The organism is Luteimonas panaciterrae, from assembly GCF_020511115.1.
GTDB lineage: Bacteria > Pseudomonadota > Gammaproteobacteria > Xanthomonadales > Xanthomonadaceae > Luteimonas > Luteimonas panaciterrae.
Map to the genome: position 1 here is coordinate 1 of NZ_JAJAVH010000008.1, position 12,932 is coordinate 12,932.

A 12,932-nucleotide genomic window follows, 5' to 3' on the forward strand; every position below is an offset into this window, starting at 1 on the left:
ACCACATCGCGATTTGCGATCGCACCAACGATGCCGCACATAAGGCCGAAACTCCTGAAGCTGGACGCCATAGTGTTATGGATTCGGCCCGTTGATGTTTGAACACCCCGTTCAAACACCCGGTTCAAGCCTGGCGCCCGTGGACAGTGTCCGCGCGGACGCTTGAAGTGTCCGCGCGGACACTGTCCACGAACAAAATCCCAATCAAATCATGCGCTTGCGAGTTGGCACGGCAATTGCTCTGAATACGGGCAAGACCCGACGACCGCACGCATGGACACCCAGACCCGCTACCGCATCCGTGACACCTCCGCTCAGGACCAGACCCTGGCCAGCACGTCCTCGCCCCTGCGCCGCCGCAAGCCCTGGCTCATCGGCGGGATCGCGGCGGCGGCGACCCTGGCGCTGGCGGTCTGGGTGATTTCGGGATGGGTCTCGGGCGGTCGCTCGTTCGACGCCTCGCGACTGCGCATCGCCGAAGTGAAGCGCGGCGATCTGGTGCGCGATCTCTCCGCCGACGGCCGCGTGATCGCCGCCAACAGCCCGACGCTGTACGCGATCGCCGCCGGTACCGTCACCCTGCAGGTGGTGGCCGGCGACAAGGTGCGCAAAGGTCAGGAGCTCGCGGTGATCGACAGCCCGGAGCTGCGCAGCAAGCTGGTGCAGGAAGAATCCACGCTCGCCGGCATGGAGGCCGAAGCCAGCCGCGCCATGCTCGATGCGCAGCTGGCGCGCTCGAACGCTCGCAAGACGCTCGATCAGGCCGAGATCACCCGCACCGCCGCGCAGCGCGACCTCGAACGCTATCAGCGCGCCTACACCGGCGGCGCGGTTTCGCAGAACGAACTGGCCAAGGCGCAGGACGAACTGAAGAAAGCCGATCTCGGCCTCGCGGCCGCACAGAAGGAATTCCAGCTGCAGACCGAGGGTGCCGGCCTCGACGCGCGCAACAAGCAACTGCTCGCCGATCGCCAGCGCGCGGTGGTGGATGAAGCGCGCCGCCAGGTCGACGTGCTGACGCTGCGCGCGCCGTTCGACGGCCAGGTCGGTCAGGTACAGATCGCACAGGGCACCAGCGTGACCGCCAATGGTCCGGTGCTGAGCGTGGTCGACCTGAGCAAGTTCGAAGTGGAGATCAAGGTGCCGGAAAGCTTCGCCCGTGATCTCAGCATCGGCATCCCGGCGCAGATCAGCAGCCAGGGCAAGACGTATCCGGCGGAAATCTCCGCGGTCTCGCCCGAGGTGGTGAACGGCGAAGTCAATGCGCGCCTGCGCTTCGCCGATGGACAGCAGCCGCCGGGGTTGCGGCAGAACCAGCGCCTGTCCGCGCGCGTCGTGCTCGATACGCGCCGCAACGTGCTGATGGTCGAACGCGGCCCGTTCCTCGAACAGGATGGCGGCCGCCACGTCTACGTCGTCGACGGCAGCAGCGCCGTGCGTCGTCCGATCGAACCGGGCGTCAGCAGCTTGAATGCAGTGGAAATCCGTTCCGGGTTGCAGCCCGGGCAACGCATCGTGGTCTCGGGCGCCGATCTGTTCGGCGATGCCGAGAGTGTCCGTATCTCTGGAGAATGATCATGTCTACATACAACAACACCGCTCCCTCCCCCTTCGATCAACTGCACTGGACCGCGCAGGAACTCGCCGAGGCCGTGCCGCGCCGTCTGCACGAACTGGTTCGTTTCGATGCGCAGACCCACGAAGCGGCCAATTCCGCCGCCAAGGCCGTGCGCCGGCTCGACTGGCAGCGTCGTGGTTATGCACCAAATGGCGAACTGCCCGCCTTCATCCGCGTTTGCTGATGACCGCGACGTCACCGCGCCGCAAGAATTGCCTCGTCATTCCCGCGAAGGCGGGAGCCCATGGATCCGCTTTCATTTCTCTCTCCGAAAAAGAAAACGAAAACGCCCCTGGGTTCCCGTCTTCGCGGGAATGACGAGCGAAGACGCAATACAGACGACAACCGATAACCCCATCACTCCCAAAGGTCCTGCCATGTTGCACATGCAAGCCGTTTCCAAGGTCTACCGCACCGAGCTCGTCGAAACGCACGCTCTGCGATCGCTCAACCTGCACGTGCAAGAAGGCGAGTTCGTCGCTGTCACCGGTCCGTCCGGTTCGGGCAAGACCACCTTCCTCAACATCGCCGGCCTGCTGGAAACCTTCAGCAGCGGCGAGTTCATGCTCGACGGCGAGAACGTGCGCGGCCTGTCCGACGACGCGCGCAGCCGCCTGCGCAATCGCAAGATCGGCTTCATCTTCCAGGGCTTCAACCTGATCCCGGACCTCAACCTGTTCGACAACTGCGACGTGCCGCTGCGCTACCGCGGCATGCCGTCGAGCGAACGCAAGTTGCGCATCGAGGACGCACTGGCACTGGTCGGCCTTGGCTCGCGCACCAAGCACTTCCCGGCCGAACTATCCGGCGGTCAGCAGCAGCGTGCCGCGATCGCGCGCGCGCTGGCCGGCACTCCGCGCCTGCTGCTCGCCGACGAACCCACCGGCAATCTCGATTCGCAGATGGCGCGCAGCGTGATGGAACTGCTGGAGGAGATCAACGCGCAAGGCACCACCATCATCATGGTGACGCACGATCCGGAACTCGCCGCGCGCGCGCAGCGCAACGTGCACATCGTCGACGGCATGGCCACGGATCTCTCGGCCGAGCCGAGCCTGACGCAAGCCGCGCATTCTGCCCCCGCCGCTTCCACCGCCAACGCCTGAGGCCCACGCCATGCTCGGCTACTACTTCAAGCTCGCGCTGCGCAGCTTCAAGCGCAACAAGATGCTCACGGCACTGATGGTGCTGGCGGTCGCGCTCGGCATCGGCGCCAGCATGACCACGCTGACCGTGTTCTACATCCTCGCCGCCGATCCGCTTCCGCACAAAAGCGGCAAGCTGTTCTATCCGCGGTTCGACGCCGAAAGCAAGAACGGCTACGTCCCCGGCAAGGAACCGCAGGACCAGATGACCCGCTTCGACGCCGAAACATTGCTGCGCGAAAAGCGTGGCGATCGCCAGGCGTTCATGACCGGGGGTGAAGTCGGCATCGTGCCCGAGAATCCCAGCGTCTCGCCGTTCATGTCCTTCGCGCGCTTCACCACCGCGGATTTCTTCCCGATGTTCGAAACACCGTTCCTGTATGGCCGCGCCTGGAACGGAACCGACGATGCCGCACGCCCGCGCGTGGCGGTGCTCTCGAAGGAACTCAACGACAAGCTGTTCGGCGGCGCCAACAGCGTCGGCAAGACCGTGAATCTGCAGAATGTCGGTTTCCGGATCATCGGCGTCCTCGACGACTGGCAGCCGGCGCCGAAGTTCTACGACGTCATCGGATCGGAGCGCTACGGCGAAACCGAGGAAATCTTCATTCCGTTCTGGACTGCGCGCGAACTCGACTTCGGCGTGAACGGCAACATGAACTGCTGGGGCGACACCCCCAACAGCGACCCGGAAGGCAGCCATGCCCTCAACGCCCCCTGCGCCTGGCTGCAGTACTGGGTGGAGCTGGACAGTCCCGAGAAGGTCGACGCCTATCGCCGCTATCTCGCCAACTACTCCGATCAACAGCGCGCCGCCGGCCGTTTCGAACGGCCAACCAACGTGCGTCTGAACAACGTCATGGAATGGCTGGAGATCAACAAGGTCGTTCCGAGCGACGTGCGCCTGCAAACCTGGCTGGCGTTCGGCTTCCTGATGGTCTGCCTGCTCAACACCGTCGGATTGCTGCTGGCGAAGTTCCTGCGTCGCAGTGGCGAGATCGGCGTGCGCCGCGCGTTGGGCGCGTCGCGCCGCGACATCTTCATGCAATGCCTGGTCGAAGCCGGAACGATCGGACTCGCCGGCGGCGTGCTCGGGCTCGGTCTGGCCTTGCTCGGCTTGTGGGCGGTGCGTCAGCAGCCCGCGGAGTACGCGGAACTCGCGCACCTGGATCCCACCATGCTGTTGACCACCTTCGTGCTGGCGATCACCACCAGCCTGCTCGCGGGTCTGTTGCCCGCATGGCGTGCCATGCAGGTCACGCCTGCGATTCAGCTGAAATCCCAATAGAACGACACCGCCAAGTATCCACCTCCGCATCCATATCCATCGCACGCGGCTTCGCTGGCCCCGGCCCGCAGCCAAGGGACACTCTCATGGAACTCCGCCCGATTCTCTCCACCCTCCTGCGTCATAAGACCGCCGCGGCGCTGATCGTGCTGGAAATCGCGCTCAGCTGCGCGATCGTCTGCAATGCCCTGTTTTTGATCGGCGTGCGCCTGGACCGCATGCATCGCCCCAGCGGACTGGCCGAAAACGAACTCGTGGTGATCAGCGTGGCCGGCATGGCCACCGGCGAGGACAAGACCGCCGGTGCCCAGACCAGAGCGGACCTGGCCGCATTGCGCGCTCTGCCCGGCGTCAAGGCGGTCACCACCGCCAATCAGATCACCTTCGGCAATTCTTCCTGGAACAGCGGCGTGCGCCTGCAGAAGGATCAGCAGGTGTCCAATCTGAGCGCATCGATCTACATGGGCGGAGAAGACCTGATCGATACGCTCGGCGTGAAGCTGGTGGAAGGCCGCAAGTTCGAGCCCGGCGAGTTTCTCGATTGGGAAGTCCTCAATGCGCCGAACAGCGAGGGCAATATCCCCTCGGCGATCATCTCCAAGCACATGGCCGATGAGCTGTTCCCGGGCCAGAGCGCCGTCGGAAAGGTGTTCTACAGCTGGGGCAATGAACCAACCCGCGTCGTGGGTGTCGTCGAGCGATTGGTGCGCGTGCGCGATTCCAGTGAGGAATACGCCAACTACGAGACCTCGATGATCTTCCCCGTCCGGATGCCTTATGACAGCGGCAGATTCATCATCCGCGTCGACGATCCCTCGCGCCGCGATGAAGTGCTGAAAGCGGCGACGAAGATCCTGCGGGAAGGCACCAACAATCGCATCGTGATCGAGAAAGACAGCAAGACGCTCGAGGAAATGCGTCACAAGTTCTACCGCCAGGACAAGTCGATGGCCTGGCTGCTGGTGGCGGTGTGCGTGGCGCTGCTGGTGGTCACCGCGCTCGGCATCGTCGGCCTGGCCAGCTTCTGGGTGCAGCAGCGCACCAAGCAAATCGGCGTGCGTCGCGCGCTCGGCGCCACGCGTGGGCAGATCCTGCGCTACTTCCAGACCGAGAACTTCCTGCTCGCCACCCTCGGCATCGTGATCGGCATGCTGCTCGCCTACGCCATCAACCAGATGCTGATGTCGAAGTACGAGCTGCCGCGCCTGCCGCTGTTCTATCTGCCCGTCGGCGCCATCGCTTTGTGGCTGCTCGGACAGATCGCGGTGTTCTGGCCGGCACGTCGCGCGGCTTCGGTGCCGCCGGCAATCGCGACCAGAAGCGTTTAATCTGTCGCGATGCCTACTGTCCTCGTCATCGACGACAACCCTGCCGTCGCCACCGCATTGGAAATGCTGTTCTCGTTGCAGGAGATCGACACGCTGCGCGCGGAATCGCCGCAGGCGGGGTTGGAGCTGTTGCGCCGCCACAACGTGGATCTGGTGATCCAGGACATGAACTTCCACGCCGACACCACTTCCGGCGACGAAGGCATTGCCCTGTTTCACGACATCCGCGCGCAGCATCCCGACCTGCCCGTGATCCTGCTCACGGCCTGGACGCATCTCGAGTCGGCGATCGATCTGGTCAAGGCCGGTGCCGCCGATTACCTCGCCAAGCCGTGGGACGACCGCCGCCTGCTGGCGACGGTGAACAACCTGCTCGAACTCGCCGAAACGCGCCGCGAACTCGCGCAGCGCGACGCCGGCGAGCGTCAGCGCCGCGACGCGCTGCTGCGCGATTACGATCTGCGCGGCGTGGTCTACGCCGACACCGCCAGCGAGAACGCGCTCGCCCTCGCCTGCCAGATCGCGCATGCCGACATCCCGGTCCTGATCACCGGCCCGAACGGCGTCGGCAAGGAAAAATACGCGGAGATCGTGCATGCCAATTCGCGGGTACGCGGCGGACCATTCATCGCGCTCAACTGCGGCGCGCTGCCGGGCGAGCTGATCGAGGCGGAACTGTTCGGCGCCGAGGCAGGCGCCTACACCGGCGCGGGTAAAGCTCGCGAGGGCAAGTTCGAAGCCGCCGACGGCGGCACGCTGTTCCTCGACGAGATCGGCACGATGCCGCTGGCCGGGCAGGTGAAGCTGCTGCGCGTGCTGGAGACCGGCCGCTTCCAGCGCCTGGGCAGCAATCGCGAGCGTACGGTGAAGGTCCGCATCGTCAGCGCGACCAACGCCAACCTGCAGGCACTGATCGCCGACGGCCGCTTCCGCGAGGATCTTTTCTATCGCTTGAACGGCATCGAGCTGCGCCTGCTGCCGCTCGCCCAGCGACCGCGCGACATCCTGCCGCTGGCGCGACACTTCCTGCCCACCGGCGTTCGCCTCAGCGCGGATGCCGAACGCGTGCTGTTGCAGCACGCCTGGCCGGGCAACGTGCGTGAACTGCGCAACACGATGCAGCGCGCGGCACTGCTGGCGCGCGGGAACACGGTGTCCGAGTCCGATCTCGACTTGCGCGTCACGAATGCCGGTCCCGCCACTGGCTTTGCTTCCAACGAACCGGATCGCGCCACGATCGAAGCTGCGCTCGAGCGCCATGGCGGCGTGCTGGCGCAGGCGGCCGCGGAACTCGGACTCTCGCGGCAGGCCTTGTATCGGCGTCTTGATCGCCTTGGCATCCGGCGCGAGTAAGATTTCAAGCATTCCCACATCTGGTCATTCCCGCGTGGGCGGGAATGACGAGCAAATGGCAAGTCACGCCACGCTTTGCCTTATTCTTTCGCAGCTCCCTAGTCGCTCCCCCGAGGCCGTCCGACCATGCGCTGGTGGCATCGCTTCCCGCTCAGCCTGATCTATGCCCTGCTCGCCGGCGTGTACATGCTCGCCGCCGTCGCGCTGGCATTCTGGCTGCAGCAATGGTTGCGCCCCTGGGCGGCGGCGCTGACGGCGATCGCGATCCTGCTTCCGCTGCTCGTCTATCACGTCCGCCGCGCCTTCGCACCGATGCATTCGCTGTTCCGGGCGCTGGCCGGCAGCGTGGCGACCTATCGCGACGGTGACTACAGCTTCGGCCTATCCTGGCAGGGACGCGGCGAACTGCGCGAACTCGTCGACAGCCACAACCAGCTCGGCGACGTTCTGCGCGAGCAGCGTCTGGCCCTCGTGCAGCGCGAACTTCTGCTCGACACGATGGTGCAGAACACTCCCGTGGCGATGGTGCTGATCGATCCCGCGCGACACATCGTGCTCGGCAATCTCGCCGCACGCAGGATGCTCGGCAACGGCCGGCGGCTCGAAGGCCAATCCTTCGAAGCGATCCTCACGAACGCGAACGCCGCCGTTCGCGAGGCGTTCGATCGCGGCGGCGATGGCATGTTCACGATCGGCGATGCCGACAACGAAGACATCTATCACCTCTCGCGCCGCCACTTCCGCCTCAACGGCCGCATGCACGAACTGGTGATGCTGCGCCTGCTTACCGCGGAACTGCGCCGCCAGGAAGTGCAGACGTGGAAGAAGGTCATCCGCGTGATCAGCCACGAACTCAACAACTCGCTCGCGCCGATCGCCTCGCTCGCGCATTCCGGCGCCGAACTGCTGCGGCGCGGCCAGTACGAACGCCTGCCGATGGCGCTGAACACCATCGAGGAACGCGCGCGCCACCTCGAAGGCTTCATCCGTGATTACGCCCGCTTCGCCAAGTTGCCATCGCCGCGATTGGAAGCCGTGCCCTGGGCACTGTTCCTGACGCAACTGCGCAGTCAGGTCGACTTCGTCGCCGACCTGCACCCGGAAGACGGCATCGCCCGCTTCGATGCCGCCCAGATGGAGCAGGCGCTACTGAATCTCCTGAAGAACGCGCACGAATCGGGATCGCAGGCCGAGGAAGTACGCCTGGCGCTACGCCGGTTGCCGGAAGCATGGCGCGTCGAGGTGCTCGACCGCGGCAGCGGGATGAATGAAGCCGTGCTGTCGAACGCACTGTTGCCGTTCTACTCCACCAAGCGTAACGGCACCGGCCTCGGCTTGGCGCTGGCGCGCGAGATCGCCGAAGCACATGGCGGGCGGATCGCCCTGCTCAATCGCGAGGGCGGCGGATTGTGTGTCTCGATCGTGTTGCCGGACTGAGCCGCCGCTTCACTCTTTCCGGGAAAAGAAAAAAAGCTACTTCTTCTTCACCGGCCGCTGCCAATGCTCGATCGTCGCCTGGCGCCCGCGCGCCACGGAGAGCTTGCCTTCCGGCGCATTCTTGACGATCACCGAACCGGCGCCGATGGTGGCGTTCTTGCCGATGGTCACCGGCGCCACGAGCGCGGAATTGGAACCGATGAAGGCGCCATCCTCGATGGTCGTGGTCGATTTGTTGACGCCATCGTAATTGCAGGTGATGGTGCCGGCACCGACGTTCACGCCGCTGCCGATCACGGCATCGCCGAGATAGGTCAGATGGTTGGCCTTGCTGCCGACGCCGAGCGTGGCGTTCTTGGTTTCGACGAAGTTGCCGATGTGCACGCCGTCGGCCAGCACCGTGCCCGGCCGCAGCCGCGCGAACGGGCCGATCTGCACCGCGCCCTCGGTGCGCGCGCTGTCGATGTCGCAATGCGCGCGCACTTCGGTGCCCGACGCGAGCGATGCATTGCTGATCCGGCAGAACGGACCGATGCGCACGCCGTCGCCGAGCGCCACCTTGCCCTCGAACACGACATCGACATCGATCTCGACATCCCTGCCCACCGTCACCTCGCCACGGATGTCGACACGCGCGGGATCAGCGAACCGCGCGCCCTGCACGCATAACGCACGCACCAGCCGCTGCTGGAACGCGCGCTCGAGCTGCGCCAGCTGCCAGGGATCGTTGGCGCCTTCGGTCTCGATCGCATCCTCGACCAGCACCATTTCGGCGGCGCTGTATTCGGCCGCGGCCATCGCGAAGACATCGGTGAGGTAGTATTCGCCTTGCGCGTTGTCGTTGGACAGGCGCTGCAGCCAGCCTTTCAGCGCCGTGGCTTCGGCCTTGATGATGCCGGTGTTGACGATGCGGATGCGGCGCTGCTCCTCGTCGGCGTCCTTGTGCTCGACGATCGCACCGACGCGGCCCTCGGAATCGCGCACGATGCGGCCGTAGCCGTTCGGATCGTCCAGTTCGGCCGCCAGCACGGCCAGGCGTCCTTCGGCGGCCAGTAGCGCACGCAAGGTGGCGGATGTGATCAGCGGTACGTCGCCGTACAGCACCAGCACCTGCGCGCCATCGGGAATGTTCGGAATCGCCTGCTGCACGGCGTGACCGGTCCCCAGCTGGCGCGACTGCTCCGTCCACTGCAGATCGGCCTGGTCGGCGAAGGCCGCTCGGACCTGATCCCCGCCGTGGCCGTAGACGAGATGAAGACCGGCCGGCTGCAGCTCCCGCGCCGCCGTGATCACGTGTGCCAGCATCGGCTGCCCGGCGATCTTCTGCAGCACCTTCGGCGTCGACGATTTCATGCGCTTGCCTTCGCCGGCAGCGAGGATCACAACATGCAGGGGCGCGGACATGGGGGATTCCGGGATGTGTGGGTGCCAGGATTCTAACGTCTGCGACTGTTACGATGCCTGACCCTCCCAGCCCTTGTTGTCGATGATCGAACGCTGGCAACGCGCCTGGCCCGCCCTGTTGATCGCGTCCGGGCCGGTGCTGACGATCGCGGCGATCGGGTCGCATCGGCTCTGGACCGCGCTGCCCTGGGAACGTTTCGGTCTGTCGCTGCTGCTGGCGCTGCTGAGCGGATTGCTGGCATGGCCGCTGTGCCGCATCACGCGCTGGCGGCTGGCGTCCGCGTTGTTCTGGATCTGGTTCGCGGCGTTGACGTACTTCGCCGGTCCGCTGGCGGTGCTTGCCGTCACGCTGATCGCCGCCGCTGCACTCGCGATCGGATTGCGCTTCGTCACGCAAACTGGAATCGCGCTCGCGGTGGGCCTCATGGCGATCGCCGGTGCAACGGGTTGGTTGTTGCTGTTGCCCGTCCACCATGCGTGGACGTGGTGGCCGCTGCTGCTGGCTATCGTCATCTGGCAGCGCGGACCTCTGCTGCAATGTTTGCGCGGGATGCAAGACGGCTGGCGCGCGAGCGTGGACGCAGCACCGAAGTGGGCCGCGTGCGCCGTCACATTGCTGGGCCTGGCATCCACGGCCTGCTGGCTGCCGACGATGCAGGCGGACGATCTCACCTATCACCTCGGCCTGCCGTATCACCTGCTCCATCACGCACGCTATGTGCCGATGCCCGAGCATCAGGTCTGGTCGTTCGCGCCGTGGGCGGGCGATGTGCTGCAAGGCGTGGCGATGGTTATGTCGCGCCAGGAAGCACGCGGCGCGTTGAATGCCTTGTGGATCGCCGTCACGGCGATGACGCTGTGGACCGCGACGACGCGCCTGTCGGCAAGCGCCCGCGCGCGTTGGGCCTGCATCGCCTTGTTCGCGAGCTTCCCGCCGCTGGTCTGGCTCGGGGCGGGCATGCAGACGGAACTTCCCGCGATGGCGGTGCTGATCGCGCTGGCCGCGCTGCTTCTGCCGGAGGCGCGATCGACATCGGAAACCCGCATCTACGCGGCGGCGATCCTCATTGGCGGACTGGCAGCACTGAAATCCATGCATCTGTGGACCGCATTGCCATTGCTGGCATACGCAGCCTGGCAGCATCGCGCGCATGGGTCGTGGCGCCGGCTCGCGATCGCGGTCGTGATCGTGGTGCTGATCGGTGGATCGAGCTACTGGTTCGCCTGGCGGGACACCGGCAACCCCGTGCTGCCGCTGCTCAACTCGTATTTCGCGTCTCCCTATTTCCCTCTGCGCGACTTCGAGGATCCGCGCTGGCATGCCGGCGTCTCGCCATTGCTGCCGTGGAACATGACGGTCGATACCGACCGCTATCTCGAAGCCTGGGACGGCGGCATCGGATTCACGCTGCTCGCGCTCGCGGGCGCATGGGTGCTCGCGCTGCTGCGTCGCGATACGCGCGCATTCGCGATCGCCGCCGCCGCGACGGTCGTGCTGCCGCTGATTCCCTTGCAGTACGCACGCTATGCGTTCCCCGGCATGGTGCTGCTGCTCGTCGTGGTGGTACCGCGTGGTGAAGCCCTTCCGGGGCGCGGCTTCGCGTGGATGATCGCCAGCCTCTGTCTGCTCAATCTGGCGTTCCAGGCCAACGCCGGCTGGACGCACCACTCTTCCGCCCTGAAACGAATCTTGCGTTCCGGCGGCGATGCTGCAACCGTATTGACGCACTACGCTCCGGAACGCATGTTGATCGCCGCCATCCCCGCAGACGATTCATCGATCGTCCTCGCTACTGATCCCGCACGCGGCTATGTCGCCGAACTCGCCGGCCGTGGCCGCAACGTGTCCTTGCACGATCCCGCGCTCGATGCGGCGCGCGTCCCCGCCGAAACCGATCCCACCGGCCAAGGCTGGCGCGATCTTTTCGCATCGACACGTGCGGGCTGGATCATCGTGACACCCGCCGCCAGCCCCGCGTTGCGCAAGGCGATCACCGACACCGCCGCCACGCGGATCGAACGGATCGGCGATGCCGAACTGTGGCGGATGCCGCCCATGGCCAAGACTCCATGAGCCTCAAGCGGCAAGGCAGCTACTACCTGATCATCGGCGGCATCCAGTGGCTGCTCGACTGGGCCGTGATGGTGACGTTGACCCACTTCGGCGTCCCGATCGCACTCGCCAACATCGCCGGCCGTATTTGCGGTGCGCTGCTCGGCTACTGGCTCAACGGCCGCTTCACCTTCGCCGGCGAGGACACCACGCTCGGCCGCACCCAGCTGCAGCGCTTCGTGATGATGTGGCTATGCACGACAGCGGTGAGTACCTGGGCGATGGGCACGATCGAAGGCCATCTCGGATTGCGCTGGGCGTGGCTGGCCAAACCGGGCGTCGAGGCGGCGCTCGCGCTGGTCGGCTTCCTGGTGTCGCGGCACTGGGTCTACAAACGCTGAGGAATGCCAATCCATCGACATTCTGAAACGCCGGGAGCTTCGAAATCATCGAAGGCTCCCGGCGCGTTGCTTCTGATCAGAAGTTCTGGACGATCAACTCACCGTGATAGTCGTGGGCATCGTTGCCTTTGACTTGCAGCGTTTGTCCGAGACAGGCGCTGTCATAGGTATTGGCGAACATCACCACGTTGAAGTAGGCGTTCTGAACCAGCGGATCGCCCTGCTTGTGCTGATAGGCCGATGTTTGCGAGACCGAGTGATTGATCCCCTCGTCCTCTTCCAGCGGCAGGTTCGCTGGCGCGCTCGGCCTTTCCGGCAAATCCACCACGGCATAGCGGGTCACGAAGAAACCTTCGGTGCTGGTCGGGCTGTTCGCGCGCACGACGTAGTAACCGAGTCGAACCGTGCCCGCGCAGCGCTTGGTGAGCCCGACTTGAAAACTCGTGTTCACAAAGTTGGGCCGGTCGTAGATCAGATTGAGCGGCCCCACGCTGTAGATCACCCGCCGTTCCGGCGGCGTGGTCCATCCATAGCTGATCGGAATCTCCAGGTTTTTTTCGGCGACGGTTCTGTAGAGCCCGGGGAATCGGGGCTCGGCCTGTACGGAAGCTGCGCAAAGCGTCGCCAGCGCAACCAGAAATAGCTTCGACTTACTGAACATGATGGGCCTCATTGAATGGAATCAGGCCGTCGCGCCAGCACGACGGCATCGGTAATTCCTGCGTGGCCCCCTGTCTTACTCGCCCGTGCGCGGGAAACGAGAATGAAGCACCTGAAATCGGCAAAACCACTCCGCTTCTGGCTGCCGGCGTCCCCATCCCCGTGATGCGGATTTTCACCTTTTGCGAACGATCGCAACGCTTAACGCACGTGACGCTGATTGCAAATCAATCATTCTCACGCTC

Annotated in this window: 11 protein-coding genes; 9 read left to right on the forward strand and 2 right to left on the reverse strand. The window is 65.0% G+C overall.

What is annotated here, in order from left to right; genetic code table 11:
- Nucleotides 1-273 precede the first annotated feature (273 nt).
- The 7 genes from LG367_RS10900 to LG367_RS10930 all read left to right on the forward strand — a co-directional run bounded on the left by LG367_RS10900 (nt 274) and on the right by LG367_RS10930 (nt 8,169).
- Nucleotides 274-1,575 (forward strand): efflux RND transporter periplasmic adaptor subunit, encoded by a 1,302-nt coding sequence (locus LG367_RS10900; protein ID WP_226469284.1) that lies wholly within the window; start codon nt 274-276, stop codon nt 1,573-1,575.
- A gap of 2 nt (nt 1,576-1,577) precedes the next feature.
- Nucleotides 1,578-1,802, forward strand: a complete 225-nt coding sequence (locus LG367_RS10905; RefSeq protein WP_226469285.1) for a hypothetical protein — start codon at nt 1,578-1,580, stop codon at nt 1,800-1,802.
- A gap of 193 nt (nt 1,803-1,995) precedes the next feature.
- Nucleotides 1,996-2,724, forward strand: coding sequence for an ABC transporter ATP-binding protein (locus tag LG367_RS10910; protein ID WP_226469286.1), 729 nt, complete (start codon nt 1,996-1,998; stop codon nt 2,722-2,724).
- 10 nt (nt 2,725-2,734) lie between these two features.
- The gene (locus LG367_RS10915) at nt 2,735-4,051 is read left to right on the forward strand and encodes an ABC transporter permease (protein WP_226469287.1); all 1,317 of its coding nucleotides are present in this window, start codon (nt 2,735-2,737) and stop codon (nt 4,049-4,051) included.
- 86 nt (nt 4,052-4,137) lie between these two features.
- On the forward strand, nt 4,138-5,379 hold the full coding sequence (locus LG367_RS10920; protein ID WP_226469288.1) for an ABC transporter permease: 1,242 nt from the start codon (nt 4,138-4,140) through the stop codon (nt 5,377-5,379).
- Nucleotides 5,380-5,388: 9 nt separating this feature from the next.
- Nucleotides 5,389-6,732, forward strand: coding sequence for a sigma-54-dependent transcriptional regulator (locus tag LG367_RS10925; RefSeq protein ID WP_226469289.1), 1,344 nt, complete (start codon nt 5,389-5,391; stop codon nt 6,730-6,732).
- Nucleotides 6,733-6,858: 126 nt separating this feature from the next.
- Complete coding sequence (locus tag LG367_RS10930; protein WP_226469290.1) at nt 6,859-8,169, forward strand: sensor histidine kinase; 1,311 nt, start codon at nt 6,859-6,861, stop codon at nt 8,167-8,169.
- Between the two features lie 36 nt (nt 8,170-8,205).
- Here the strand turns inward: LG367_RS10930 and glmU are convergent, their stop codons facing one another.
- Complete coding sequence (glmU, locus tag LG367_RS10935) at nt 8,206-9,573, reverse strand: bifunctional UDP-N-acetylglucosamine diphosphorylase/glucosamine-1-phosphate N-acetyltransferase GlmU (RefSeq protein ID WP_226469291.1); 1,368 nt, start codon at nt 9,571-9,573, stop codon at nt 8,206-8,208.
- 76 nt (nt 9,574-9,649) lie between these two features.
- On the opposite strand from glmU, the gene LG367_RS10940 reads away from it, so the two are divergent.
- Nucleotides 9,650-11,647: a hypothetical protein gene (locus tag LG367_RS10940; RefSeq protein ID WP_226469292.1), complete on the forward strand. Its 1,998-nt coding sequence runs from the start codon at nt 9,650-9,652 to the stop codon at nt 11,645-11,647.
- Complete coding sequence (locus tag LG367_RS10945; protein WP_226469293.1) at nt 11,644-12,027, forward strand: GtrA family protein; 384 nt, start codon at nt 11,644-11,646, stop codon at nt 12,025-12,027. Before LG367_RS10940 ends, LG367_RS10945 begins: the two co-directional genes overlap by 4 nt.
- Before the next feature lie 76 nt (nt 12,028-12,103).
- On the opposite strand, the gene LG367_RS10950 is transcribed toward LG367_RS10945, so the two are convergent.
- Entirely contained in the window at nt 12,104-12,688 is a 585-nt protein-coding gene (locus LG367_RS10950) for a hypothetical protein (protein ID WP_226469294.1), read from the reverse strand.
- Nucleotides 12,689-12,932: the final 244 nt, after the last annotated feature.

Coding starts and splice junctions, on each gene's coding strand:
- LG367_RS10900 (WP_226469284.1), top strand. CDS start 274: ATGGACACCCAGACCCGCTACCGCATCCGTGACACCTCCGCTCAGGAC.
- LG367_RS10925 (WP_226469289.1), top strand. CDS start 5,389: ATGCCTACTGTCCTCGTCATCGACGACAACCCTGCCGTCGCCACCGCA.
- LG367_RS10920 (WP_226469288.1), top strand. CDS start 4,138: ATGGAACTCCGCCCGATTCTCTCCACCCTCCTGCGTCATAAGACCGCC.
- LG367_RS10915 (WP_226469287.1), top strand. CDS start 2,735: ATGCTCGGCTACTACTTCAAGCTCGCGCTGCGCAGCTTCAAGCGCAAC.
- LG367_RS10930 (WP_226469290.1), top strand. CDS start 6,859: ATGCGCTGGTGGCATCGCTTCCCGCTCAGCCTGATCTATGCCCTGCTC.
- LG367_RS10910 (WP_226469286.1), top strand. CDS start 1,996: ATGTTGCACATGCAAGCCGTTTCCAAGGTCTACCGCACCGAGCTCGTC.
- LG367_RS10905 (WP_226469285.1), top strand. CDS start 1,578: ATGTCTACATACAACAACACCGCTCCCTCCCCCTTCGATCAACTGCAC.
- glmU (WP_226469291.1), bottom strand. CDS start 9,573: ATGTCCGCGCCCCTGCATGTTGTGATCCTCGCTGCCGGCGAAGGCAAG.
- LG367_RS10950 (WP_226469294.1), bottom strand. CDS start 12,688: ATGTTCAGTAAGTCGAAGCTATTTCTGGTTGCGCTGGCGACGCTTTGC.
- LG367_RS10945 (WP_226469293.1), top strand. CDS start 11,644: ATGAGCCTCAAGCGGCAAGGCAGCTACTACCTGATCATCGGCGGCATC.